The sequence below is a fragment of the Nocardia sp. NPDC006630 genome (assembly GCF_040611495.1).
Classification (GTDB): Bacteria; Actinomycetota; Actinomycetes; order Mycobacteriales; family Mycobacteriaceae; genus Nocardia.
Genome location: NZ_JBEXOK010000012.1, coordinates 189530 through 213579, shown reverse-complemented (window position 1 = coordinate 213579; position 24050 = coordinate 189530). Strand labels below are relative to the sequence as shown.

Here is a 24050-nt window from a genome sequence, read left to right as displayed (position 1 = left end):
GGTAGCACCCGAACGAAACCCGAACAGCAAACAACGGAAGTAACACCGGAAGGTGGAACTTTCGACGATGCGATCAAGGTATGGACAGGAGGCAGCCAGCGCAACGTCCAAAACTACACCCAAACCTACGGGGGTGTCAAAGTACCACCCGTGGTGAACCCCGGAGGGCTAACGCGCCGAAGCGTGTCGCGGCGGTGACCACACCGCATCGCAGTGAGGTGGAACACCACCGGCGGCCGATAGAACACCGCACAGCGATGAGATCGGGTACCGCTCAGCGACGCCGCCACACCTCTGCCGACTGGCTCCGCTGTCCGCTGGCTGCGTTCCTCGAGGGCCTCGCCGGCGTCTGGTTCCCCTGTGACAGCCGCCGCTGTTGTGAATAGCGTGACGGGTCGGACGAAACTCGTCAAGTGGCGCGAGAAGTTGACAAACCACGGAATCGCCTGCACCACTACAAGATCGCTGGGAGCGACCGGTGCGGTACCGCGGTCCAGGCGATACACCGCCCGTTCAGGGACCGGTTCCGGCCCGCAGACAAGAGCCGGGCGCGCCTAGTTGTCGGCGATTTCGGAGGCCAGCCAGTGGCCGTTGATCTTCTGCATGCGCAGCACGATCGGACCCGAGGCGAGGGGCGCGGGCTGACCGCCCTTCACGGTGGAGACATTCAGGTTGAGCAGCAGTTCAGCACGGTCTGCGGTGAGCATGGTCACGCCGATCGGATCCGTTTTGACCACGGTGTCGGCCTGGGCCTGCTTGATCGAATTGACGGTGGTGTCCATGTACTTCTGGAAGTCGTTGCTCATCTTCTCGGTCACCACCGCACTGACCGCGGCCTTCCACTTGTCCTTGTCGATCGAATCCGCCTTGTAGGCGTAGAGCGTCGTCAGGGCGTTCGTGGCGGCGGCTTTGACCTCGTTGGTGGAACTGTTGTCGAGGAAGGCCTGATTGCTGTCGTTGGCACCGGGGCGCAGGACGCCGACGATCGCGACGACCGCCAAAAGGACGGCCGCGACCGTGCAGAGGATCGCGGTGCGCCAGGTCCGCCAGACGCCGCCGGGGGTGCTCGGCGTGCGCTGGGACTTTGCGGAGGACTTCTTCGAAAGATCGGGACCGCGGCTCGCGCCCTCGGCGCCACGGCCGGCACCCTCCGCACCACGGCTGGCACCGAAGCGCGACTTCGCGCCACGAGCGCCGGTGGGCGCCCGTTCGGCGGCGGGACGCGGGGTCTCGGCGCCGCGGAGGTCGGCGGCGGTGGTCCGGGAGCCGGAGTTGCGCTGCGCGGCCGGTCGGCGCTTCGGGCTGACGCGATTGACGGGGCGTTTATTGGCCATGATCGCGGTCTCCTAGTTGCCCGGTTGCGGGTTCGCCGGCTGCGGCGCGGTGGTGGCCGCGGCCGGGTTCTGCGGCGCGGGCGCGGCCGAGCCGAGCGCGACCGGATCCGCCACCGACTGCACCTGATCGGCCTTCCACACACCCTTGTCCAGGGTCACATCGACCTGCCAGGTGTAGCGGAACTTGTCGGCGGGCTTGTCGGGGCCCGATTCGGTCACCTCGAACACGACCAGCGCGGCGGCATGATCGCGTTCGGAATTCAGCTCGGTGACCGCGCCACCGACCACCTTGGCGGTCGAATTCACATTGGAGTCCGCGGCCGACTTCTTGATCTGCGCATCGCCCTTGTCGGAAGCCGCGAGGAGATCACCGGTCATCGATGAACGGGCCAGCGCCACCGACCCGTTGATGTCCTTGAGATTCATCGAGGTGATGTTGATGGCGGCCTGCTGCGCGGCGACCAGCGCCGCGTCCCGCGCCTCGGCCCGGGGCCGGTCGCGCAGCAGCCCGCCGACGATCCAGGTGCCGCCGAACCAGGCGGCGGCGACCGCGGCGACCGCCAGCAGGGCGATCGAGCCGAGGGTCACGGCCTTGCGGGTGCCGAAACCTGTTTTGGTGGCGGATTCGCTTGCGGCAGAATCGGATTCAGCGGAGGCGGCATCGCGGTCCGGCTTCGACTGCGCCGTGGCAGCGGTCTCACCAGTGGCAGTCCCGGATTCGGCATTGGCGACGGCCTCGGGCTCAGCACCGGCGACGGGCTCAGGCTCAGCACCGATGACGGGCTCGGGATCGTCGGCGGGCTCGCCCCCGACGGCGCGATCAGCGGTGGACGTGCCGTCGGCTGCGGCCTCGGCCGCATCCTCGGGCTGCGGACCGGCGGCGACGCCGGCCTCCGGATGGCTCTCGCCGACCGGTATGGCGGTCGGCTCGCCGAGATCGACCTCCGGATTGCTGTCCTTTTGCTGACTCACGCCGACACCATACTTTCCTCTCCGCGCATCACCGTCCGGCTGTGCGCATTACCACGCTGCGTCACCGCTTCGGGGTGACGCCCATGAGCGTTGCGAGTTGATTCGCGACCGGGTTCAGATTGAGCTTCTCCGGGTCGGTCTTGGGCTTGTCGTCCCACGGCTGCGACAGGCTGGGGTCGGCCTGTTCGGCGTGCGCCCCGCCGCGCACCGCGGTGTCACTGCCTTGGGGCGCAGTGCATTTCGCGTCGGTGTTGAACGGGAAGTCGTCGCGGGTGTCGTCGAACTTGGGGTTCTGCGCCTTCATCTGATCGATGATCGCCTTGGTGCCCTCGTAGCCGACGGTGCAGGCGGGCGGATTGTTGGTCTCGAGCACCAGGCCGAAGTGGGTGGTGCCGTCGCCGGGCGCCGTCGCCGAGGCGCCGATCGAGAGCAGCGGCAGCATCTGCAGCACCGGGCCGAGCGCGTAGAACTTCGGCGAGACGGTCAGCAGCAGCGTGCGCAGATTGGTGAGGTCCTGGGTGAGCGAGGGACCGCTCTCCTTCAGCAGGCTGGAGAGCTGACTGCCCGCATCGGTGCCGGTGCCGATGAGCCGGCGGATATCCGGATCACTCGACTTGAGCTGTGCGGTCAGCTTGTCCAGGCCGTCGCTGAAGTTCAGGATGGCCGGACCCTGCTCGGCCTGGGTGGCCAGCACACTGCGGGCATCCCGGATCAGGGCGAGGGTCTGCGGCAGCGATTCCACGCCGGTGGCGGTGAACTTGTTGAGCGAGTCCACCAGCACCCGCAGATCATTGCCCTTACCGTCGAACGCCTTGCCCAGTTCCGTCACGGTGGTGCTGAGCGCCGCCAGATCGGTGGTCTTCGCGAAATTGTCGACGCTGGCGAGCAGATCCTCGACGTGGATCGGCAGCGTCGCACCGACGATGACCGAACCGTCCTTCAGATACGGCGACCCATTGCTGGTCGGCTGCAGGTCCACGTACTGCTCACCGATGGCGGAGCGGTCGGCGACCACGGCCTTGGCGCTCGCGGGCACCTTCGGCTTACCGGAGTCCATTTCGAGCGTGACCACCACACCGTCGGGCGTGATGTCGAGATTGCCGACCCGGCCCACCGGCACACCGCGGTAGGACACCTCGGCGCCCTTGGACAGATTGCCGGTCTCCGGCATCTGCAGGGTGACCTTGTAGAGGCCGAAGCCGAGCAGATTGTTCAGTCGCACGTACTTGGCGCCGACGAAGCTGACACCGAGCACCGCGATGATCACGAACAGAATCAGCTGGTTGCGCACCAGACGGCTCATCGCGGACCACCCACTCCCAGCTGTTGCAGGATCGATCCCAGCGGATCGGTCGGACCGGGCTGGTCGGTGGGACGCGCCACGGTGGGCGGCAGCGGCAGCAGCGAGATGGTGGGCCACCCGCCGCGCGGGCCGTTGCCGTTGTAGTACGGGTTGGTCGGATCGACGTTCACCTGCCGGCCGTTCGGCGGCAGGTACTGCGGATCCGGTTTGCCCACACCGAGATTCGACAGCAGCGTGCCGACCTGGAGGTCCACGGACAGGAAGGTATTGACCTGACCGCCGAACGAGGACTTGATGGCCTCGTCCGGGAACGGGTAGGTCGGAATGAGCGGGAACGCGGTCACCAGATCATCGGCGGACGCACCGAGCGCCTGCAGCGTGGGCCGCAGCGAGCTGAGGTCCTGGATCAGGTTGTCCTTGGAATGATCGAGCACGTCGATTCCGGCCTGGCCCACCCGATCCAGCTGGCTGAGCAGCTGAATCAGTTGCGGCCGTTGCTCGTTCAGAATCTTGATGCCCTGCGGCAGCTCGTCGAGCACCTTGCCGATCTGCTCGGTCTGGGCGCCGACCCGGGTGCTGAGGGTGTCGAGCTTGTCCAGCGCGCGGGTGATGTCGTCGACCTGGTCGTTGAGACCGCTGATCAGCGTATTCGCCTGCTCGAGCAGATCGCGGACCTTGTTGTCGCGGCCGTCGAGCGCCTTGTTGAGCTCCGAGACGATGGGCTGCAGCTGCGCCACGCCACCACCGTTGAGCAGCAGCGACAGTGCGCCGAGCACCTGTTCGACCTCGGTGGCCGTGCGGGTGTTCTCGACCTTGATGGTCGAGCCGTCCTTCAACCGATCGGGCTCCGGATCGTTTGCGGGCGAGGACAATTCGATGAACTTCTCACCGAGCAGATTGGTCTGCTTGACCTCGGCCCGGGCATTGGCGGGCAGATTCACGGAGGAATTCACCACCACCTTGATGCTGGCGGTCCAGCCGTCCGGCGCGAGTTCGATCTTGTCCACCCGGCCCACGGCCACACCGTCGACCTTGACGCTCGACTGCGGGACCAGATCCAGCACATCGGAGAAGCGGATATCCAGATGCATGGGGTGATCGCCGACATTGGCGCCGCCGGGCAGCGGAACGCCGTACACACCGGTACCGCAACCGCTCACCAGCAGCGTCACCGCGCCGATGCTCGTGGCCAGCACACCGATTCGAGTGGCTTTCATCGCTGTCCACCTCCCTGCGACGGCGGCTGCTGATCGGACTGGTTGCCGGGGACGGTGCCGGGAGCGACATTGCGCTGCTCGTTGTCACCGCTGAGAATGCCGAACGGCAGGACCAGCGACGGCGTCTTGACGCCCGCCGCGAGCTGACTGGTGATGATGCCGCAATTGTCGAGAATCGGCTTGAGCTGCTGCGAGATCGCGTCGAACTTCGGATCGCCCGGCCGCAGCTTGCCCAGATCCAGCAGCTCGCAGATGGTCCCGAACGGGTTCTGCAGATCGGTGAAGTTGGGCCGCATATCGAGGGTGCCGGTCTCACCGTTGTGCACATTGATGAGGTTGCTCAGCGCGGTCGGGATGAGCGGCAGCGCCTTGGCCAGATCGTCGCGCTGATCGGCGAGGGTCTTGGTCAGCGAGGTCAGCGCATCCGCGTTGTTCTGCACCAGTTCTCGATTGTTGTCGATGAACCGGGCCACATCACCGAGCGCGATCGACAGCAGATTCAGCGCGTCACCGAGATCGCGGCGCTCGTCGGACAGGAATCCGGCCAGCGAGGACAGCTGGGTGTTGAACGTGCGCACCTGCGCGTCGTTATCGGCCAGCATATGCACGAACTGCTGCAGGTTCTTCACGGTGTCGAAGATGTCCGTGCGCGAATCCGACAGTGTGGCAGCGGCTTTGGACAGCTGCGTGAAACTGTTGGCGAGCGCGTCACCATTGCCCGCGAGGTTCTGCGAGGCGGAGCGGGCCAGATCGTTGACCGCGCCGTCTTTATTGGCGCCGTTGGGGCCCAAGGCATCCGAGAGTTCGGTGATGCTCTTGTAGAGCCGGTCCACCTCCACCGGGGTGGCGGTGCGGTCCTTCGGGATGGTGGCATTGCGCCCCATCTTCGGACCGCTCTTGTAGGCGGGCGCGAGCTGGATGTACCGGTCCGAGACGACCGACGGCGTGATCTGCGCGGCCTTGGCGTCGGCGGGGACGTCGTACTTGCGGTCCACCGACATGACGACCTTGACCTGCTCGCCCTCCGGCGTCACCGAATCGACCGAGCCCACCGGCACCCCGAGGATGCGGACATCCGATCCGGAGTAGATGCCCACGGACTTGTCGAAGTACGCGGTGATGGTGGTGGTGTTGAGCCTGTCGAACCCCCACCAGGCCACACCGGCCAGCACGACCGCCACGACGGCGACTCCGGCGATGACCTTGCTCTTCGTACTGGTCGCAGCCAGAGCGTTCAGCGGATTCTTCGCCATTGCTAGCCTCCCATCTTTCGGATCGGCGGACGGTCGCCCGGAATATCGGGCAGGGCGGGCGGAATGAGGTTGGTGATGACCGCGTCGAACCAGCGGCCGGTGCCCAGCACATTCGCGTACAAGCCGTAGAACGGCGCCGCCAGGGTGAGCGTCTTGGAGATGTTCGCCTGGTTGGCATTCAGCATGTCGATGGTCTTTTTGAGGTTCGTCAGCGCGGGGCCGATCTGCTCCTCGTTGTCGTGCACCAGCGCGGTCAGTTCGGCCGCAACGGATTTCGCACCGGTCAGCAATTGCGCGATGGACTGCTGACGGATATTCAACTCGGTGAGCAACTGCCCGCCATTGCCGATCAGCCGCTCGAATTCGGCATTGCGATCGGCCAGCACCTGGGAGGTCTTCTTGGTGGCGCCGAACAGCTTCTTCAGCTGATCGTCACGTTTGGCCAGCGACTCCGACAGGCGTGCGACGCCGTCGATGGAACCGCGAATATCAGCCGGCGTTTCCGAGAACGCATCCGACAGCACCCGGAAACTCTGGGCCAGCTGTGCGGTATCGGTGTTCTCGATATCGGAGGCGGCATCGCTGAAAGCGTCCACCACGTCATACGGAGACACCGTGCGCGCCAAGGGAATCGTCTTGCCCGGATCGGCGGCGCTGGTGCCCTTCGGATCGAGCGCCAGGTACTTCTGCCCGAGCAGGGTCTTGATCTGGATGGATGCGGTGGTCTCGTCACCGATCCAGGCATCCTGGGTGCGGAATTCCACCAGCACCTTGTCGCCCTCCAGGCCGACATCCTGCACCTGGCCGACCTTCACACCGGCGATACGCACCTCATCGCCCTTGCGCAGGCCCGCGGCCTCGGAGAATTCGGCGCTGTATTTGGTGCCGGCGGCCAGAATCGGCAGTTTGTCGAGGCCGAATGCGGCCACCGTCACCAAAAGCACCAGGAGCAGGCCCAATCCGCCCATGAACGCCGGACTGCGTTTACCGAGTACTACCCGATCGTCCATCAGCGGCCTCCCTTCCCATGGCAGCGCGGAGCCGGATTCGTATAGATCGGCTGATTGACGGTCGGCAGGTTCGTTATCGCCGGGGGCAGATTCAGCTGCGGCGCATCGGCCGTGCCGGGACCCGCGACGATATCGATGCCGCACAGGTAGAACTGGAACCAGGAGCCGTAGCTGGCGGCCCGGCCGAGCTTGTCCATCTTGATGGGCAGATTGGCCAGACCCTCGTTGACCTCGTCGGACCGGCTGTTCAGGGTGCCGGTCAACTGGTTCAGGCCCGCGATGGCGCCCTGCAGATTCGGCCGCACCGGTACCAGCAGGTCCGAGGTGGCCTCCGCCAGATTGCCGAGCGAGGTGATGGCCGAGCCGATGGTGCCGCGATCGGCATTGAGCCCGGTGACCAGCGCCTCGGTATTGACGATCAGCGCGTCCAGCTGGCCGTCGTGCTGATTGACGGCGTCCAGCACGGCATTCAGGTTCTTGACCACCGCACCGATCACCGCATCCTTGTCGGCGATCTTGTTGGTGAGCGAGGCGGTGGTGGAGACCAGATCCCTGATCGTCCCCTTCTCGCCCTGGAAGACCTGAATGATGTTGTAGGACAGCTTGTTCACATCATCGGCGGTGAGCGTCTGGAACAGCGGCCGGAAGCCGTTGAACAGCTCGGTCAGGTTCAGCGCCGGCTTGGTGCGCTCCAGCGGGATGGTGGCGCCCTTGTTGATCTTGCGCCCCTGCTCGCCGGCGCCCTGCTCCAGCGCGATGTAGCGCTGGCCCACCAGGTTCCGGTACTTGATGGCCGCGGTGGTCGAGGCCGGCAGCGACGAACGATCGGTCAGCTCGAACTCCACGTTCGCCAGCCGCTTGTCCACGATCGTCACCTTGGTGACCTTGCCGACGCGCACACCGGCGATCCGCACCTCGTCTCCCTTGTTCAGGGAGGTCACATCGGTGAAGCGGGCATTGAACTTGGTGCCGCCGCCGCTGTAGTTGGCGATGGTCAGCGCCAGGATGCCGGTGGCCAGCACCGTCACCACGATGAAGACCACCAGTTTGGTCAGCGTGCCGCCGAGGCCGCGCAGGGTATCCCTCATCGGATCGTCACCTCACTGCCGCGCAGGGCCGGGGCCGCGATGCGGGAAATCCAGCCGGGCACCTGGTCCGGCGAAACACCCTGGGCCGCACCGTAGATCGTGTTCAGCGTCTGCTGCTCCTGCGGAGATCCGGCGGTGGTCGGCTGCTGTGGGCCGAACACCCTGTACTGCGCCGCGGGCACGATTCCGACGGCCTGGTCACCGGGGGTGCGACTGGGCGGCTGGTAGGAGCCGTCGTTCGCGGAACCGTCCGTGTACTGGCCCGGGTCGGTACCCAGCGGGTACTCCGGAATGCATACCGCGCCACGGGGATCGAACCAGCGCGGCTCGTCCTGATTGGGGACGTAGCGGCCGCGATCGTTGACGATCTCGATCGTCACGCGGGAACCCGGCAGGTCGGTGCCCTTACCGAAGATGTCGTCGATGCGCGGCTTCATCTGCGCGAAGTTCCGCAGTGCGCAGGTGTAACCGGGCGAGAACCTCGCGAGCGCCTCGAGTGCGGGCCGCGAATCGGCGGCCACATCGATGATGTTGTCGCGGTTGGCCACCAGGAAATCGGCCAGCGCCGACGAGCTCGGCGTCAGCGTCGCGAGCATGGTGTCGATCTGCGGGCGCTTCTGCACAATGGTCGCGTTCGTGGTGCGCAGATTGTCCAGCGCGTCGACCAGCTGCGGGGCCGCATCGGAGTAGACGTCGGCCACATCGGCCAGGCTCTTCAGATCCTGCTGCAGCGTGGGCAGTTCGGTATTGACCTGGGTGAAGATGTCATCGAGACGATCGATGGTCTTGCCCAGCTCCTCGCCCTGACCCTGCAGCGCCTGCGAGACCGCGCCCAGCGTGGACGAGAGGTACTGCGGCGGAACGGCCTGCAGCAACGGCAGCAGATGATCCAGCAGCTGGCTCACCTCGATGGCATGGCCACTGGTGTCCTGATGCAGGGTCATGCCGGCCTTCAGGTGCTGGTTGTCGGGCTGCTCCGGCCACACCAGATCGACATAGCGCTCACCGAAGAGTGTCTTCGGGAGCAGCCGCGCGGTCACATTGGCCGGAATCTTGTCGGCCTTCGCCGGATCGATGGCCAGGTCCAAGGTGACCTGATGCCCGTCGTACGAGCTGGAGCGCACCTCGCCGACCATGACACCGCGGACCTTGACATCCGCATTGCGGGTCAAGGCATTTCCGACGGTATCGGTCAGCAGATTCACCCGGACGGATTCGACGAACTGCTTGTTGTAAATCGCGATGGTGGTCCACAGGAACAACGCCACCACCACGAAGAACAGCACGCCGAGGGTGCGGGAGCGGATCTTCTCGGTCGAACGCCAGAACTCCACCCGCTGCGGATTGCTCATCCCGCCACCCGCACCGTCGTGGTCGTGCCCCAAATGGCAAGGCTGAGGAAGAAATCGAGCACATTGATGAGCACGATCGCGGCGCGCACCGCACGACCCACGGCTACACCGACTCCGGCGGGACCGCCGGTGGCATTGAAGCCGTAGTAGCAGTGCACCAGGATGATGACGAACGCGAAGACGAGCACCTTCAGGAACGAATAGATGACGTCTTCGGGTGGCAGGAACAGGCTGAAGTAGTGGTCATACGATCCACTCGATTGCCCGTTGAAGTAGATGCTGATCAACCGCGAGGCGACGTACGTGCCGAGCAGGCCGACGATGTACAGCGGGATCACCGCCACGAAGCCCGCGATCACGCGCGTGGTGACCAGGAACGGCACACCCGGCACCGCCATCACCTCGAGCGCGTCGATCTCCTCGGAGATGCGCATGGCGCCCAGCTGCGCGGTGAAACCACAACCGACCGTTGCCGAAAGTGCCAGCGCCGCAACCAGGGGCGCGAGTTCACGCGTATTGATGTAGCCGGTCAGGAAGCCGGTCAGCACACCGCTGCCCAGCGAATCGAGAGCCTTGAAGCCCTGCAGGCCGACGACCACACCCACCGAGGCGGACATGAAGACGATGACGCCGATGGTGCCGCCGATGACCGCCAGCGCACCCGAACCGAAGGTCACCTCGGCCAGCAGCCGCATGACCTCCTTGCGGTAGTGCACAACGGTTCTCGGAATCCACGCGATCGCTCTCGCGTAGAAGGACATCTGATCGCCGGCCCGGTCGACCAGGTTCACCGGCGCTTTGAGCGCACCGGTCACCCGGCGCGCCGACCGGGAGAAAACGGTGGAGCGCGTGGAAACGACCATGGATCACGCGCCCTTGGCCGGGACGACCTGAAGATAAATCAGGGTCAGCACCAGGTTCAGGAAGAACAAGACCAGGAACGTGATCACCACGGATTGGTTCACCGCGTCACCTACTCCTTTCGGGCCGCCCTTGGGATGCAAACCCTTGTACGCGGCGATAACACCCGCGACAAGTCCGAAGATCAGGGCTTTGATCTCACCGATCCAGAGGTCCGGGAGCTGTGCGAGCGCGGAGAACGAAGCCAGATAGGCGCCGGGCGTACCGCCCTGCAGGGCCACATTGAAGAAGTAACCGCCGCAGATGCCGACCACCGCGACCAAGCCGTTCATGAGCAGCGCGACCAGCATCATGCCCAGCACCCGCGGAACCACAAGGCGCTGAATGGGATCGATGCCGAGGACCTCCATGGCGTCGATCTCCTCGCGAATGGTCCGCGAGCCGAGATCGGCGGCCACGGCCGAGCCGGCGGCGCCCGCGATGATCAGGGCGGTCACCACCGGGGCGGCCTGCTGCACCGTGGCGAGCACGCTGGTGGCGCCGGTGAAGGACTCCGCGCCGAGCTGCTTGATGAGTGAGCCGGTCTGCAGTGCGACTACAGCGCCGAAGGGAATCGCGACCAGTGCGGCCGGGAGAATCGAGACAGACGCGATGAACCACGACTGCTCGATGAACTCCCGCCACTGGAAAGGCCTGCGGAACGTCTTGCGCATAACATCCAGAAGAAGCGCAAAAATGTTGCCGGCCTGCGCAAGACCCGACTCGACCGGGGTGCGCAGCCGTGTCAGGGTTTGATTCACGGGCGGTATGTTACCCGTTAGTCAGGTTGTGTCGAACCGTGGTGTCATACCCGCCCGTGTAGGCGGGCATTACCTGTGTGTCGGAATCACCGTCCTGCTCCAGCGAATCCCGAATCGCCTCCTGCGCGGCGGGCGGCAGGGTGTGCAGAATCTGGCGCACGCGCTCACGACGACGGCCCACGGCCTGACGCACCGGCATACCCGGGGTGGCACGCATCTGCGGGATGATGCCCTCGACTTCCTCGGCACCGCCCTGATTGTGACCGGCGTCGAACATGGCCTGCTCGCGGGCCATCTGCGACTCGTCCTTCTCCTCGGACATGCCGATCGGGCCGATCATGCGACCGTTGAGGAACTGCTTCACCACCGGCTCGTCCGAGGTGAGCAGCACCTCGCGCGGGCCGAACATGACCAGCTGCCGGCGGAACAGCATGCCGATATTGTCCGGCACCAGACGCGCCAGGTTGATGTTGTGCGTGACGATCAGAATCGTCGCGTCGATCTGCGCATTGATATCGATGAGCAGCTGCGACAGGTAGGTGGTACGCACCGGGTCCAGACCGGAGTCCGGCTCGTCGACCAGGATGATCTGCGGGTCCAGCACCAGCGCGCGAGCCAGGCCGGCACGCTTGCGCATACCGCCCGAGATCTCGCCCGGCAGTTTGCCTTCCGCGCCGAGCAGACCCGTCAGCTCGAGCTTCTCCATGACAACTTTTTTGATGTCGGATTCGCTCTTCTTGGTGTGCTCACGCAGCGGGAAGGCCACGTTGTCATACAGATTCATCGAGCCGAAGAGCGCGCCGTCCTGGAAGAGGACACCGAACAGCTTCCGGATCTCGTACAGCTCCTTGTTGGAGCAGGTGGTGATATCGGTGCCATCGATGTAGATGGAGCCGCGCTCGGGGCGCAGCAAACCGATCAAAGACTTCAGAAAGACGGACTTACCGGTACCCGAGGGGCCGAGCAACGCGCTGACTTCCCCCGTCGGCAGCGTCAGCGAGACGTCCTGCCAAATACGTTGCGAACCGAATGACTTCGTGATGCCTTCGGTCCTGACCTCGACGCCCACGCCAACCTCCACAATTCTCAGAACGAGCGCCCTACTGCGGCGACTCACGAATATACGTGCGCGGTGTGGCGCATCACAGTAGGTCCGGTCACTGTATCGCATACCGACCGTCTCGGACACAGGTCCTGACTCGCCAGTAGAAACAATAACGAGTCAATCACAAGTAACGACATGCAAAAGAGCGGCCCCCACAGGGGACCGCTCTTTTTGTACTACAGCGTGAGATCTACTTGACGGAGATCTTGGCGCCGGCCTCTTCGAGCTTGGCCTTGGCAGCCTCGGCCGCATCCTTGTTGACCTTCTCCAGGATCGCCTTCGGGGCGCTCTCGACGAGGTCCTTGGCTTCCTTCAGGCCCAGGCCGGAGACGATCTCGCGAACGACCTTGATGACCTGGATCTTCTTGTCGCCGGCCGACTCGATGATGACATCGAACTCGTCCTGCTCTTCGGCGGCCTCGACCGGGGCAGCGCCCGCGGCGGCGACGGCGACCGGAGCGGCAGCGGTGACCTCGAACTTGTCCTCGAACGCCTTCACGAACTCGGAGAGCTCGAGCAGGGTCATGCCACTGAAGGTTTCGAGCAGCTCTTCGACGTTAGCCATGGTGGTTCCTTTCGATGGTTTTCATCGCCGCGCGAGCGGCAACGAATAGCTTTGGGGTAGTGACTTATTCAGCGTCGGCCGCGGGAGCGTCGGCAACGGGAGCGGCAGCGCCACCCTCGTTGGCCTTCTTCTCCTCGAGGGCCGCGAACAGCCGAGCGACCTGGTTGCCGGGCGCAGCGAACAGCGCCGCGGCCTTCGACAGGTTGCCCTTCATGGCGCCGGCCAGCTTGGCCAGCAGGACCTCGCGGGACTCCAGGTCGGCGATCCGCTCAACTTCGGCCACGGACAGCGCAACGCCGTCCATGTAGCCGCCCTTGATGATCAGCGCCTTGTTGTCCTTGGCGAAAGCCTTGAGCGCCTTCGCGGCGTCGACCGGCTCACCCTTGATGAAGGTGATGGCGGTCGGACCGACGAACAAGTCATCCAGGCCTTCGACGCCCGCTTCAGCAGCGGCACGCTTGACCAGGGTGTTCTTGGCGACGGAGTAAGTGGTGCCCGCGCCGAGCGCACGACGCAGCTCGGTGATCTTGCTGACCGACAGGCCACGGTATTCCGTGACAACAGTGGCCGTCGAGGTCTTGAACTGCTCCGTGATCTCCGCTACCGCGGTGACCTTCTCGGGGTTTGCCATACTTCGCCTCCTCTCTGGATGGTCGGTTCATATATGAACTACCGATTTGCGCCAGGGGCCAGCGAAAAAGCAAACGCCCCGCGGACGCAGAGGTCCCGGGGCGCAAGAGAAACACAATACGAGTGACTCGCAGTATTTCCCAACCTCGGCTCTCCCTGCGTGGGCCGCCAGCAATAACGCTGGACCTTCGACTGCCCTGGGGCAGCAACCAACGGTCTTCGGTAGAACGATGTGGGGTGATCACCGAACAAGCCGGCGACCGTGGACCAGCATAGCCGAAGTGCATCTGTCCACCAAAACGGGGGTGAACGACCGGAGACTGCCACCCCGCACCCCCCTGCAACAAGACTATGAAACCTAGGGATTTCAAACCAGGGGGTTACTCGCTACGGTTCGACCAACTCAGCCCCGGGAGGAACCACCATGCACCGAACCTTAGCCAAAATCCTTGCCACAGTATCGATTTCCGCAGGAGCCTTGGGCGTGATGCTCGCACCCGCCGAGGCGGCCCCGGCCCCCGCCCAGCCCGTCGCCGTCCAGCCGATCGCCGACTCCGGCTCCGGCGGCACCGGTTCCCTGGCATCGCTTCCGGCCTCGCTGCTGTGGGACGTCTTCTGCAACGGCTCCGTCATCGGCGGCGGCGCGAGCCCGTTCTGCGTACTCATGAACTCGATAACCACCGGCAGCGCCAAATAGCGCCCTCTGCTCGAAAAGCGAAGGGCCGGTACAGGTTTCCCTGTACCGGCCCTTCAGGTTTGTGCGTCGCTACGCTCGTTCAGCGAAGAAAATCTCAGTCTTCTTCGGCGAAGTTGCGGGTGCGGTTCGGGTCCACCGGGATGCCCGGTCCGGTGTTCGTCGAGAACGTCACCTTCTTGAGGTAGCGGCCCTTCGCAGTGGAGGGCTTGACGCGCAGGATCTCGTCGAGTGCGGCGCCGTAGTTCTCCGCCAGCTTTTTGTCGTCGAAGGACGCCTTGCCGATGACGAAGTGCAGGTTGGCCTGCTTGTCGACGCGGAAGTTGATCTTGCCGCCCTTGATCTCGTTGACAGCCTTCGCCACATCGGGGGTGACGGTGCCGGTCTTCGGGTTCGGCATCAGGCCACGCGGGCCCAGCACGCGAGCGATACGACCGACCTTGGCCATCTGGTCCGGGGTGGCGATGGCGGCGTCGAAGTCCAGCCAGCCGCCCTGGATGCGCTCGATCAGGTCCTCGGCGCCCACGGCGTCCGCACCGGCGGCCTCGGCCTCGGCGGCCTTGTCGCCGACGGCGAACACGATGACGCGGGCGGTCTTACCGGTGCCGTGCGGCAGGTTGACCGTGCCACGGACCATCTGATCGGCCTTGCGGGGATCAACGCCGAGACGGACGGCGACCTCGACGGTCGCGTCGGTCTTGGTGGTGGCGGTGTCCTTCGCGAGCCGCACGGCGGCCAGCGGGAGGTACAGCGCGTCGCGGTCGACCTTGGCGGCCGCCTCGAGATAAGCCTTGCTTCGTTTTGCCATGTTGTTCTGTCCTTGTCCTGGTTCAGACGTGGTTTCCGGGCCTGGCCGGCCCTCCCACGGAATTGCAGCCTCGAGGGCTACTACGCGACGGTGATACCCATCGAGCGAGCGGTGCCGGCGATGATCTTCGCGGCCTGCTCGATATCGTTGGCGTTCAGATCCTCGGCCTTGGTCTTCGCGATCTCACGGACCTGGTCCATGGTGACCGTCGCGACCTTCAGGCGATGCGGCTCAGCGGAACCCTTCGGCACACCGGCGGCCTTGAGCAGCAGCTGCGAAGCAGGCGGCGTCTTCAGCTTGAAATCGAAAGAACGGTCCTCGTAGACCGTGATCTCGACCGGGATGATGTTGCCGCGCTGCGACTCGGTCGCCGCGTTGTAGGCCTTGCAGAATTCCATGATGTTGACGCCGTGCTGACCCAGCGCGGGGCCGACGGGCGGAGCCGGATTAGCGGCACCGGCCTTGATCTGGAGCTTGATAAGCCCAGAGACCTTCTTCTTCTTCGGGGGCATCTTTCATTCCTTGGTTTAGGTTTCTTACGTAATCCGTAAGCCTGCTCCGGGATTGCGCCCGGGCATACCTGACCGTGGAAAAACAGCCAGACCCGAGGCGCAACCCGGAAAGTCTAGTCGCAGGTCGATCGGGGGCCCAAAGCGCCCCCGAATCAGCTAGATCTTGGCGACCTGAGTGAACGCCAGCTCGACCGGAGTCTCGCGGCCGAAGATGGAGACCAGCACCTTGAGCTTCTGCTGCTCGGCATTGATCTCGGAAATGCTGGCCGGGAGGGTGGCGAACGGGCCGTCCATGACGGTGACCGACTCGCCGACCTCGAAGTCGACATCGATGGTCGGCTTGGCGATCGTGGTCTCGCCCGAGGCATCGCCGCCGGCGGCAGCGGTGGCCGCGGCCTTCTTCTGCTGCGCGGCCGGGACCAGGAACTTCACCACATCGTCGATGGACAGCGGCGAGGGCCGCGAGGTGGCGCCGACAAAACCGGTGACACCGGGGGTGTTGCGCACCGCGCCCCACGACTCGTCGTTCAGCTCCATGCGGACCAGGATGTAACCCGGCAGCACCTTGCGATTGACGTTCTTGCGCTGGCCGTTCTTGATCTCGGTGACCTCTTCGGTCGGAACCTCGACCTGGAAGATGTACTCCTCGAGACCGAGGTTCTGCACGCGGGTCTCGAGATTGGTCTTCACCTTGTTCTCGTAACCGGCGTAGGAGTGGATCACGTACCAGTCACCGGGGGCGCGACGCAGCGCGGCCTTCATCTCGGCGACGGGATCGGCGGGCTCGGCGTCGATGGGAGCGGTGAGCTCCTCCTCGGACAGCTCCACCTCGGCAGGCTCAGTGGATTCCGCCGCGTCGGCGGAGTCGCCGGATTCCTCGACGTCGATGCCGGTCTCCTCGACCACCACGTCGTCGATCTGGAATTCGTCGGTTGTGCCGTTCTCCGGGGTGCTCACTGGGGCACTCGCTTCCTTGTCGTCACGTAATCCTCTGCGCGCCGGGATAAATCACCCGGCGGATGGTCCCGCTCCCCCGCCTCAGCTGGCGAGGCGGTTACCGGCGCCGACGGTCTGACACGGCTGCGGGTTCAGCTAGCCGAACAGCCAGTTGACGCCCTTGATGAAGCCCAGATCCAACCCGCTGATGAAGGCGATCATGAAGATCACGAACACCAGAACGACGCTCGTATAGGTGACCATCTGCTTGCGGTTGGGCCAGATGACCTTACGAAGTTCCGCGATTACTTCTTTGAGGAACTTCATCAGGCGCTTGAACGGATTACCCGCACCGCCACCGGCCTTGCCGGACTTCTTCTTGTCTGCCTTGACCTGCGATGTAGGCCGATCGATCGTTGCGACATTCGTCGCGGACGATGACGCGGCGCGTGATCGCCGGGCGGAACGCTTACCGCTCGGACGAGCCACTGCGGCGGTGTCATCGCCATCTTCGTGGCGAGTATCCCGCTCGTCGCTCACGTCGATCCTCTCTCGTCGCTAGGCATTCAAACTGTTTCGCACAACCGGAAATCAGTCGCTACGAATGCAGGGGCGACAGGAATCGAACCTGCAACCTGCCGCTTTGGAGACGGCTGCTCTGCCAATTGAGCTACGCCCCTTCGGTAGGACGGCGATCACTCGCTTGTCCCACCACAGTACTTGTTCAGTTGTACTACCGGGGCTTGACATACATACGCGCCGCTCCTCGGAGCAGCGCGTATCGGCTGGTGACCCCAGAGAACCGAGTCTACGTCACTTCGCGCAGCTATCGCCAATCGGGGGTCCACGCCAAAGATCAGGCCAACTGGACCGTTGCGGTCGCGCGGCCGAAGATCTTGCGGCCCTCCGATTTAGCGACAATGGCCACCACGGCGGTGCGGGTTTCCGGGTCCACGGACTTCACCTTGCCGGTGTATTCGATCTCCGCGGGCTTGTCGACGCCCACGTAGACGGGGCTGGTGAAGCGCACGTTGTACTCCTTCACCGCACCCGGGTCGCCGAGCCAGGAGGTGACGAAGCCGCCGCCCAGGCCCATGGTCAGCATGCCGTGTGCCACAACGTTTTCCAGGCCGACCATCTTCACGACATCGTCGCTCCAGTGGATCGGGTTGGCATCGCCGGAGACGCCGGCGTAGTTGACCAGATCGCCGCGGGTGAGGCGCACGATGCGGGCGGGCAGCACATCGCCGACCGCAACATCCTCGAAGCGGATGGCGTGCTTGCCCGGAACGACCTTCCCGGTCGCGGCCACGGGCACCGGCTGCGGGGTGAGCACGGAGGCCGTCTCCGCCGCGGTGCGCGGGTGGTGGTCCGGGGTCTCCTCCGGGCCGACGCCGTGCATGAGCACATTGCGCACGGTGTCACCGATATTGGGATCGATGTCACCGCCGCTGCGGCCGATGAGGGTGGTGTAGGTGGTGAGCACCAGTTCGTCGTTCTGCGCGACCACGTCGTTCTTGGTGACGATGATGTCGCCGCCGAAGGCCTGCCGGAACGAGTGCAGGTAGACGATGCAGGTGAGCTGATCGCCGGCCCTGATGGGCCGGTGGAACTCCAGGATCTGGTCCGTCTGCATGATCTGGCTCAGGTCGTAGCCGGTGACGATCTGCTCGAAGAGCTTGCGCTGGGCCAGGATCCCGACCAGGGAGATGAAGCTGAGGGGGGCGACCAGACCGTCGTAGCCGTACTCCTGGGCAACGTCCTCGTCCCAGTGCACCGGGTGGTAGTCCTGCACGGCGCGGGCGTATTCACGCACCTTCTCGCGGCCGACCTCGTAGTAGTCGTCCACCCGGTAGTGGTGGCCGACCATGGTGGCGGCGTGCGCGGCGGGATCGAAAGCCTCGTCCGGCTGAGGCGTTTCGGCCTCGGTATTGCTGACCAATTCGGCCTCGGTGTTGATAGTCACGGCAGAGAGTCACCTATCTGATCCCGGACCCGGGATCGGTGGAGCGCTGAACCACCGCTATATACACCAAGTGCCGGACCAGGTGCCACTGTCCCCTGGTAGGGGGGACGTAGTGGCCGACCGATCCGGCACTTCTTCCACGCGGTAGAACGCGCGGGGTTAAGTTAGCGAGACTCGCGGTGGGCCCGGTGGGTACCGCAGTTCGGGCAGAACTTCTTGAGCTCGAGACGATCCGGGTCGTTACGCCGGTTCTTCTTGGTGATGTAGTTGCGGTGCTTGCACTGCTCGCAGGCCAAGGTGATCTTGGGCCGGATATCAGTGGACTTCGCGGCCACGATGCGCCTTCTTTCCGGTCAGCCTGATAGTTAAATCAGTATTGGGTAGCGATGGCCGGACTTGAACCGGCGACACAACGATTATGAGTCGTTTGCTCTACCAACTGAGCTACACCGCCATGCGGAGGATTCGCGGCGGCGATAGCCCGGTCCATCGATCTGGATGCCGAGTCGGTCACCACCGGCAATCCGGCGAGCCCCCTAACGGAATCGAACCGTTGACCTTTTCCTTACCATGGAAACGCTCTACCGACTGAGCTAAGGGGGCATGTCTGCTTAGCTCCGGTCTTTGGAACCGGGCGCTGAAGACTTGAACGAGGTTACACAACATCCGGTCCACTATCCAAACCGAGTGGTCAGAGCAGGTTTTCCGACCCACCGGAGTGGGTATCCAGCTTCCAGGACCGGCTGCCGGTCGACAATGGCGTCGACCACCGGCGACCTGGTTCCTGAGGTAAGGCTGGGTTGGACGCACAGAACCCCCCGAGACCGCGAGGTCTCGGGGGGTTCGTGTGTGGCAGATGTAGGATTCGAACCTACGTAGGCTTTCGCCGACGGATTTACAGTCCGCTCCCATTGGCCGCTCGGGCAATCTGCCTGGGTGCACCTTGCAGCGCGGTGACGAGAATACATCGAACACCCGCCCGCAATGCAAACCGGCTGGAAAACGCGGTGCCGGACGGACTACCTTCGTCGAGGCACACCCCCAAACTTCCGATCTCGGACAGGAGCACAAGCGTGGCCGATTCGTCGTTCGACGTTGTCAGCAAAATCGATCGCCAGGAGGTCGACAACGCCCTCAACCAGGCGTCGAAGGAGATCGGGACCCGCTACGACTTCCGCGGCACCGGCGCGAGCATCGAATGGTCCGGCGAGGAGAAGATCGTGCTCTCCGCCGAGGCCGAGGATCGCGTCAAGGCGGTCCTGGAGGTGTTCAAGGAGAAGCTGATTCGGCGCGATATCTCGCTGAAGGCCTTCGACGCCGGCGATCCGCAGATCTCCGGAAAGGTGTACAAGATCACAGGCACCCTGGTCGAGGGACTCTCCTCCGAGAATGCCAAGAAGATCGCCAAGAAGATTCGCGACGAGGGCCCCAAGGGCGTGAAGGCGCAGATCCAGGGCGAGGAGCTGCGGGTCAGCAGCAAGAACCGCGACGACCTGCAGGCCGTGATCTCCCTGCTGAAGAACGCCGACTTCGACATCGCCCTCCAGTTCGTTAATTACCGCTAGAGACAGCGGAATTCACGGGGATCACTCCCCCGCAGCCGAAAAAAGAGGCGGTCCAGGATTACCTGGACCGCCTCTTTTTCGATCAGTACTCCCGGGTTCCGGGTGAGCCCGCGGTGCCGCCCGCCATGGCCTCCAGACGGGCGATGCGGTCGGCCATGGGCGGGTGGGTGGAGAACCAGCGCGCCATCTTGTCGCCGGCCCGGAAGGGGTTGGCGATCATCAGGTGCGACTGTGCGGTCAGCTGCGGCTCCGGGGGCAGCGGGGCAGCCTGGACACCGCGTTCGAGCTTGCGCAGCGCTGACGCCAGCGCCAGGGGGTCGCCCGTGAGGGCTGCGCCGTCCTCGTCGGCCTGATACTCGCGGGAGCGGGAGACGGCGAGTTTGATGAGCGAGGCCGCGATCGGGCCGAGTAGCGAAACCAGCAGGATGCCAATGACATTCGGCCCCTCGCCATTGCGATTGCCGCCGAAGGCGCTGGCGAAGAAGGCCAGGTTGGCCAGGCCGGAGATGATCGAGGCGAGGGCGCCCGCCACCGACGAGATCAGGATGTCGCGGTTGTAGACATGCGACAGCTCGTGCCCGAGCACCGCGCGCAGTTCCCGCTCGTCGAGGATCTGCAGGATGCCGGTGGTACAGCAGACCGCGGCGTGGCGCGGATTGCGACCGGTGGCGAACGCGTTCGGCGCATTGGTGGGGCTGATGTACAGCCGCGGCATGGGTTGCCGTGCCGCCGTGGCCAATTCGCGCACGATGCGATACATGACCGGTGCTTCCAGTTCGGTCACCGGTTGGGCGTGCATGGCCTTGAGGGCCAGTTTGTCGCTGTTGAAATAGGCGTAGGCATTCATGCCCACCGCCAGCAGAACAGACAGGATCAGAATCGTCGGACTGCGGAACATGGCGCCCGCGAACACGATCAGCGCCGACATCCCGACGAGCAGCCCGAATGTCTTCACACCGTTGGCATATCCATGCACTGTTCCGCCTCTCCGCATCTTTGGCCTGTCACTGAGTGCCGCGAGACCGAGCTCCAGGACTTACGTCAGATGTCTGGTCCGGGTCTGGACGTACCCGATGAGTTACCCAGACCTCACGAAATCTGTCGTTGCGTTACTCCAGGTCAACGATGCGGGCGGGGTTGAAGTTCCCCGTCAGCCGACCCGTTCGATGGTGTACCGAACCAGCCGCTCGAGGGCCTCATTGGCCGGACCACCGGGCAGGGCGGAGAGTTCGGCGTGCGCGATATCGCCGTAGCCGTGCAGTTTTTCCTTGGCCAGCACCATGCCGCGGGAGCGGGCCAGCAGGTCCAGGGCCTCTTCCACCTCAGCGTCGGTCTGCAGCGGGTGGGCCAGCAGCTTGCGCAGCCGGTCGCCGTCGGAGCCCTCGTCACGCAGGGCGTAGAGGACGGGCAGGGTGTGCACGCCTTCGCGCAGGTCGGTACCCGGGGTCTTGCCGGACTGCTCGGAGACCGACGAGATGTCGATGATGTCGTCGGAGATCTGGAAGGCGGTGCCGACCGCGTCGCCGAGCCGGGCGAGGCGCTCCACATGCTCGAGGCCCGCACCGGAGAAGGTGCCGCCGAAACGCCCGGACGCCGCGATGAGCGAACCGGTCTTCTCCCAGACCACGCGCAGATAGTGCTCGACCGGATCCTGCGACTGCCGCGCGCCGATGGTTTCCCGCATCTGGCCGGTGACCAGTTCGGCGAAGGTTTCGGCGATGATGCGCACCGCGTCCGGGCCGAGGGTGGAGACCAGCCGGGAGGCGTGCGCGAAAAGGTAGTCGCCGGCCAGGATGGCGACGCTGTTGCCCCAGCGGGAATTCACGCTGGGCGCACCGCGGCGCATCGACGCCTCGTCCATGACGTCGTCGTGGTAGAGCGTGGCCAGGTGCACCAGTTCGACCACGGTGCCGGCGGTGATCAGATCCGGGCTGTCGGGCCGCGGGCCCAGCTGACCGGTGAGAATGGTGAACAGCGGACGGAAGCGCTTACCACCGGCCTTGGCGAGGTGCAGCGCGGCCTCCTGCAGGAAATCCTCCCCGTCGGACAGCTCTTCGATCATCAGGTCTTCGACTTCGACCAGGCCTTTACGCACTGTTTCCGCGAGCTCGGGATCGCCGAGATCCACCCCCGCCACCACCGTGCTCTCATCGCTCACAGCCGATGCGCTCATTTCATCTCCCAGTGCCGCGTCCGACCCCACGCCAAAGAACCTAGCGTGTGGACACCTGGCCCCCTAGGCACACCACCGTAGTGCGACGCACCGAACACTGCAGTATGGCGCTGCACACCCGATCGGTGCACCGATCCGCATGGGCTGCAAGTATTGAGCGCATGGGTTCAGCGGAAGTCGCGCCGGAGCAGGGGCAATCGTCGAGTGTGCTGCCCGCGCATGCCGATGTGCTGGTGGTAGGGGCCGGACCGGCCGGATCGGCGGCCGCGGCCTGGGCCGCACAGGCCGGGCGGGATGTGCTGCTGACGGATGCGGCGGTGTTCCCGCGGGACAAGACCTGCGGCGACGGGCTGACCCCGCGCGCCACCGCCGAGCTGGAGCATCTGGGTCTCGGGGATTGGCTGCGGGCGCACACCGTCAATCGCGGGCTGCGCATGGCCGGGTTCGGGCGCGAGGCCCTGCTGCCCTGGCCGGGCGGCTCGTTCCCCGCGTACGGCAGTGCGGTGCCGCGCACCGAACTCGACGACAAGCTGCGGGAGACCGCGGTGAAGTTCGGGGCTCGAATGGTGCAGGGCGCCAAGGTAGTCGAGGTGGCGCGGGACGGTGATCGGGTCACCGGGGTGACCGTCAAGACCGATTCCGGATTGCGGGCGGTGTCCTGCAAGGTGCTGATCGTCGCGGACGGGGTGCGGTCGCCGGTCGGAAAACTGCTGGGGCGCACCTGGCATCGGGAGTACGCGTACGGGACGGCGGCGCGCGCGTACATCAAGTCCGAGCGCAGCGATGATCCGTGGATCACCTCGCATCTCGAATTGCGGGATGCGAACGATGAATTGGTGCCCGGCTACGGCTGGGTGTTCCCGCTCGGCAACGGTGAGGTCAATATCGGGGTTGGCTCGCTCGCCACCGAGAAGCGGCCCTCGCATATTTCACTGAAACCGCTGCTGCAGCACTATGTTTCGCAGCGCCGTGCGGAGTGGGGCTTCGAAGGTGAGGCGCGGGCCGTCGCCTCGGCGCTGCTGCCCATGGGCGGTGCGGTCTCGAATGTGGCCGGGCGCAATTGGGCGCTGGTCGGCGATGCCGCGGGCTGTGTGAATCCGCTCAACGGTGAGGGCATCGACTACGGCCTCGAGGGCGGGCACATGCTCTCGGAGCTGCTGGACGAACCGGATCTGACCACGCTGTGGCCGCAGACGCTGCGGGCCCGCTACGGCCGGACCTATTCGGTGGCAAGGCGTTTGGCCGCACTGGCGACACATCCGCGGGCGGTGCCGCTCGGCGGTCCGCCGGTGATGCGGTCGAAGTTGCTGCAGCGCACGGCGGTTCGGGTGATGGGCAATCTGGTGACCGATGAGGATCTGGATCTCACCGCCAAACTCTGGCGCGGCGCGGGGCGGGCTTCGATGCGATTCGACAAGTTGCCACCCTTCGCATGAGCACCCGGCCGGTCGCCGAGGAACTGCTCCCGCATTTGCGGCGCGCACGGGATCTCGCGGACCGGCACTACGCGGAGCCGCTGGACCTGGACGGTCTGGCGGCCGCCGCCGGGGTGTCCAAATACCACTTCCTGCGGTGTTTCGCCGCGACCTACGGTAAGACCCCGGCGCTGTATCTGGCGGAGCGGCGCATCGAGCGCGCGCAGGATCTCTTGCGCGCCACCAATATCACGGTGACCGAGACCTGCATGATGGTCGGCTACAGCAGTCTGGGTTCCTTCAGCCGCAAATTCACCGATCTGGTGGGGATGTCCCCCTCGGAGTATCAGGCCAAGTTCGCCGTCGAGGGCGCTCCCCACATTCCGGGGTGCTACATCTTCATGCACGGTCTGTCGGACCGGAAACCGGCCGAATCCGGCGACACCGCAATTTCGGAGAAGCGTCCCGGGGTCGCGGGTCCCTAGCCTTGC

Annotated in this window: 25 protein-coding genes and 4 tRNA genes; 4 read left to right on the top strand and 25 right to left on the bottom strand. The window is 64.8% G+C overall.

Annotation, left to right across the window (positions count from 1 at the left end; genetic code table 11):
* Positions 1-554 precede the first annotated feature (554 nt).
* The 13 genes from ABZX86_RS33500 to rplJ form a co-directional block, all read right to left on the bottom strand.
* A complete protein-coding gene (locus ABZX86_RS33500) occupies positions 555-1334 on the bottom strand; it encodes a hypothetical protein (RefSeq protein WP_355129328.1) in 780 nt (259 codons plus the stop codon).
* A 12-nt stretch (positions 1335-1346) separates the two neighbouring features.
* Positions 1347-2306 (bottom strand): hypothetical protein, encoded by a 960-nt coding sequence (locus ABZX86_RS33495; protein WP_355129326.1) that lies wholly within the window; start codon positions 2304-2306, stop codon positions 1347-1349.
* A gap of 61 nt (positions 2307-2367) precedes the next feature.
* The gene (locus tag ABZX86_RS33490; protein ID WP_355129324.1) at positions 2368-3609 is read right to left on the bottom strand and encodes an MlaD family protein; all 1242 of its coding nucleotides are present in this window, start codon (positions 3607-3609) and stop codon (positions 2368-2370) included.
* A complete protein-coding gene (locus tag ABZX86_RS33485) occupies positions 3606-4826 on the bottom strand; it encodes an MCE family protein (protein WP_355129322.1) in 1221 nt (406 codons plus the stop codon). The genes ABZX86_RS33490 and ABZX86_RS33485 overlap by 4 nt, the downstream gene beginning before the upstream one ends.
* Positions 4823-6079, bottom strand: a complete 1257-nt coding sequence (locus ABZX86_RS33480; protein WP_327142385.1) for an MCE family protein — start codon at positions 6077-6079, stop codon at positions 4823-4825. The genes ABZX86_RS33485 and ABZX86_RS33480 overlap by 4 nt, the downstream gene beginning before the upstream one ends.
* A 2-nt stretch (positions 6080-6081) precedes the next feature.
* Positions 6082-7089 carry an MCE family protein gene (locus tag ABZX86_RS33475; protein ID WP_355129320.1) on the bottom strand — a complete coding sequence of 336 codons (1008 nt, stop codon included), beginning with the start codon at positions 7087-7089 and terminating at the stop codon, positions 6082-6084.
* Positions 7089-8177, bottom strand: coding sequence for an MlaD family protein (locus tag ABZX86_RS33470; RefSeq protein WP_355129318.1), 1089 nt, complete (start codon positions 8175-8177; stop codon positions 7089-7091). Before ABZX86_RS33470 ends, ABZX86_RS33475 begins: the two co-directional genes overlap by 1 nt.
* Positions 8174-9529 (bottom strand): MCE family protein, encoded by a 1356-nt coding sequence (locus tag ABZX86_RS33465; RefSeq protein ID WP_355129316.1) that lies wholly within the window; start codon positions 9527-9529, stop codon positions 8174-8176. The genes ABZX86_RS33470 and ABZX86_RS33465 overlap by 4 nt, the downstream gene beginning before the upstream one ends.
* A complete protein-coding gene (locus ABZX86_RS33460) occupies positions 9526-10392 on the bottom strand; it encodes an ABC transporter permease (protein ID WP_355129314.1) in 867 nt (288 codons plus the stop codon). The genes ABZX86_RS33465 and ABZX86_RS33460 overlap by 4 nt, the downstream gene beginning before the upstream one ends.
* A 3-nt stretch (positions 10393-10395) precedes the next feature.
* Positions 10396-11103 (bottom strand): ABC transporter permease, encoded by a 708-nt coding sequence (locus tag ABZX86_RS33455; protein ID WP_327146750.1) that lies wholly within the window; start codon positions 11101-11103, stop codon positions 10396-10398.
* Between the two features lie 97 nt (positions 11104-11200).
* On the bottom strand, positions 11201-12259 hold the full coding sequence (locus ABZX86_RS33450; RefSeq protein WP_327142389.1) for an ABC transporter ATP-binding protein: 1059 nt from the start codon (positions 12257-12259) through the stop codon (positions 11201-11203).
* Between the two features lie 226 nt (positions 12260-12485).
* Positions 12486-12860, bottom strand: a complete 375-nt coding sequence (rplL, locus tag ABZX86_RS33445; protein ID WP_297623928.1) for a 50S ribosomal protein L7/L12 — start codon at positions 12858-12860, stop codon at positions 12486-12488.
* A gap of 64 nt (positions 12861-12924) precedes the next feature.
* On the bottom strand, positions 12925-13491 hold the full coding sequence (gene rplJ, locus ABZX86_RS33440; RefSeq protein WP_355129311.1) for a 50S ribosomal protein L10: 567 nt from the start codon (positions 13489-13491) through the stop codon (positions 12925-12927).
* Positions 13492-13974: 483 nt separating this feature from the next.
* Between rplJ and ABZX86_RS33435 the strand changes: the two genes are divergently transcribed.
* A complete protein-coding gene (locus ABZX86_RS33435) occupies positions 13975-14187 on the top strand; it encodes a hypothetical protein (RefSeq protein ID WP_355129309.1) in 213 nt (70 codons plus the stop codon).
* Between the two features lie 94 nt (positions 14188-14281).
* On the opposite strand, the gene rplA is transcribed toward ABZX86_RS33435, so the two are convergent.
* From rplA to ABZX86_RS33385, 10 genes are all read right to left on the bottom strand, one after another.
* Positions 14282-14992, bottom strand: coding sequence for a 50S ribosomal protein L1 (gene rplA, locus ABZX86_RS33430; protein ID WP_297623923.1), 711 nt, complete (start codon positions 14990-14992; stop codon positions 14282-14284).
* Between the two features lie 80 nt (positions 14993-15072).
* A complete protein-coding gene (gene rplK, locus ABZX86_RS33425) occupies positions 15073-15504 on the bottom strand; it encodes a 50S ribosomal protein L11 (protein WP_355129307.1) in 432 nt (143 codons plus the stop codon).
* 156 nt (positions 15505-15660) lie between these two features.
* A complete protein-coding gene (gene nusG, locus ABZX86_RS33420; protein ID WP_327146751.1) occupies positions 15661-16413 on the bottom strand; it encodes a transcription termination/antitermination protein NusG in 753 nt (250 codons plus the stop codon).
* 183 nt (positions 16414-16596) lie between these two features.
* Positions 16597-16980, bottom strand: a complete 384-nt coding sequence (gene secE / locus ABZX86_RS33415) for a preprotein translocase subunit SecE (protein ID WP_327142392.1) — start codon at positions 16978-16980, stop codon at positions 16597-16599.
* Positions 16981-17047: 67 nt separating this feature from the next.
* Positions 17048-17120 (bottom strand) — tRNA-Trp (locus ABZX86_RS33410).
* Positions 17121-17296: 176 nt separating this feature from the next.
* Positions 17297-18310: a fused (3R)-hydroxyacyl-ACP dehydratase subunits HadA/HadB gene (locus tag ABZX86_RS33405; RefSeq protein ID WP_355129388.1), complete on the bottom strand. Its 1014-nt coding sequence runs from the start codon at positions 18308-18310 to the stop codon at positions 17297-17299.
* Between the two features lie 260 nt (positions 18311-18570).
* Positions 18571-18741, bottom strand: a complete 171-nt coding sequence (gene rpmG, locus ABZX86_RS33400; protein WP_029925945.1) for a 50S ribosomal protein L33 — start codon at positions 18739-18741, stop codon at positions 18571-18573.
* A 46-nt stretch (positions 18742-18787) separates the two neighbouring features.
* Positions 18788-18860: transfer RNA gene (locus tag ABZX86_RS33395), tRNA-Met, on the bottom strand.
* Positions 18861-18936: 76 nt separating this feature from the next.
* Positions 18937-19009, bottom strand: a tRNA-Thr gene (locus ABZX86_RS33390).
* 247 nt (positions 19010-19256) lie between these two features.
* Positions 19257-19339: transfer RNA gene (locus ABZX86_RS33385), tRNA-Tyr, on the bottom strand.
* A 140-nt stretch (positions 19340-19479) separates the two neighbouring features.
* Between ABZX86_RS33385 and ABZX86_RS33380 the strand changes: the two genes are divergently transcribed.
* On the top strand, positions 19480-19971 hold the full coding sequence (locus ABZX86_RS33380; RefSeq protein WP_327142393.1) for a YajQ family cyclic di-GMP-binding protein: 492 nt from the start codon (positions 19480-19482) through the stop codon (positions 19969-19971).
* An 82-nt stretch (positions 19972-20053) separates the two neighbouring features.
* On the opposite strand, the gene htpX is transcribed toward ABZX86_RS33380, so the two are convergent.
* Positions 20054-20965 (bottom strand): zinc metalloprotease HtpX, encoded by a 912-nt coding sequence (htpX, locus tag ABZX86_RS33375; RefSeq protein WP_355129304.1) that lies wholly within the window; start codon positions 20963-20965, stop codon positions 20054-20056.
* 156 nt (positions 20966-21121) lie between these two features.
* A complete protein-coding gene (locus ABZX86_RS33370) occupies positions 21122-22144 on the bottom strand; it encodes a polyprenyl synthetase family protein (protein WP_355129302.1) in 1023 nt (340 codons plus the stop codon).
* A gap of 161 nt (positions 22145-22305) precedes the next feature.
* Here ABZX86_RS33370 and ABZX86_RS33365 point away from each other — a divergent pair, with 161 nt between their 5' ends.
* Together ABZX86_RS33365 and ABZX86_RS33360 are read left to right on the top strand one after the other, a co-directional pair.
* The gene (locus tag ABZX86_RS33365) at positions 22306-23580 is read left to right on the top strand and encodes a geranylgeranyl reductase family protein (protein ID WP_355129300.1); all 1275 of its coding nucleotides are present in this window, start codon (positions 22306-22308) and stop codon (positions 23578-23580) included.
* Positions 23577-24044 carry an AraC family transcriptional regulator gene (locus tag ABZX86_RS33360; RefSeq protein ID WP_355129298.1) on the top strand — a complete coding sequence of 156 codons (468 nt, stop codon included), beginning with the start codon at positions 23577-23579 and terminating at the stop codon, positions 24042-24044. The genes ABZX86_RS33365 and ABZX86_RS33360 overlap by 4 nt, the downstream gene beginning before the upstream one ends.
* Positions 24045-24050 lie beyond the last annotated feature (6 nt).

Excerpts from the sequence above, each read along its gene's own strand:
- ABZX86_RS33500 (WP_355129328.1), bottom strand. The coding sequence starts at position 1,334 with ATGGCCAATAAACGCCCCGTCAATCGCGTCAGCCCGAAGCGCCGACCG.
- ABZX86_RS33490 (WP_355129324.1), bottom strand. The coding sequence starts at position 3,609 with ATGAGCCGTCTGGTGCGCAACCAGCTGATTCTGTTCGTGATCATCGCG.
- ABZX86_RS33485 (WP_355129322.1), bottom strand. The coding sequence starts at position 4,826 with ATGAAAGCCACTCGAATCGGTGTGCTGGCCACGAGCATCGGCGCGGTG.
- ABZX86_RS33480 (WP_327142385.1), bottom strand. The coding sequence starts at position 6,079 with ATGGCGAAGAATCCGCTGAACGCTCTGGCTGCGACCAGTACGAAGAGC.
- ABZX86_RS33475 (WP_355129320.1), bottom strand. The coding sequence starts at position 7,089 with ATGGACGATCGGGTAGTACTCGGTAAACGCAGTCCGGCGTTCATGGGC.
- ABZX86_RS33470 (WP_355129318.1), bottom strand. The coding sequence starts at position 8,177 with ATGAGGGATACCCTGCGCGGCCTCGGCGGCACGCTGACCAAACTGGTG.
- ABZX86_RS33465 (WP_355129316.1), bottom strand. The coding sequence starts at position 9,529 with ATGAGCAATCCGCAGCGGGTGGAGTTCTGGCGTTCGACCGAGAAGATC.
- ABZX86_RS33460 (WP_355129314.1), bottom strand. The coding sequence starts at position 10,392 with ATGGTCGTTTCCACGCGCTCCACCGTTTTCTCCCGGTCGGCGCGCCGG.
- ABZX86_RS33455 (WP_327146750.1), bottom strand. The coding sequence starts at position 11,103 with ATGCGCAAGACGTTCCGCAGGCCTTTCCAGTGGCGGGAGTTCATCGAG.
- rplL (WP_297623928.1), bottom strand. The coding sequence starts at position 12,860 with ATGGCTAACGTCGAAGAGCTGCTCGAAACCTTCAGTGGCATGACCCTG.
- rplJ (WP_355129311.1), bottom strand. The coding sequence starts at position 13,491 with ATGGCAAACCCCGAGAAGGTCACCGCGGTAGCGGAGATCACGGAGCAG.
- rplA (WP_297623923.1), bottom strand. The coding sequence starts at position 14,992 with ATGGCAAAACGAAGCAAGGCTTATCTCGAGGCGGCCGCCAAGGTCGAC.
- rplK (WP_355129307.1), bottom strand. The coding sequence starts at position 15,504 with ATGCCCCCGAAGAAGAAGAAGGTCTCTGGGCTTATCAAGCTCCAGATC.
- ABZX86_RS33405 (WP_355129388.1), bottom strand. The coding sequence starts at position 18,310 with ATGGTCGGCCACCACTACCGGGTGGACGACTACTACGAGGTCGGCCGC.
- htpX (WP_355129304.1), bottom strand. The coding sequence starts at position 20,965 with ATGCGGAGAGGCGGAACAGTGCATGGATATGCCAACGGTGTGAAGACA.
- ABZX86_RS33370 (WP_355129302.1), bottom strand. The coding sequence starts at position 22,144 with ATGAGCGCATCGGCTGTGAGCGATGAGAGCACGGTGGTGGCGGGGGTG.
- ABZX86_RS33365 (WP_355129300.1), top strand. The coding sequence starts at position 22,306 with ATGGGTTCAGCGGAAGTCGCGCCGGAGCAGGGGCAATCGTCGAGTGTG.
- ABZX86_RS33360 (WP_355129298.1), top strand. The coding sequence starts at position 23,577 with ATGAGCACCCGGCCGGTCGCCGAGGAACTGCTCCCGCATTTGCGGCGC.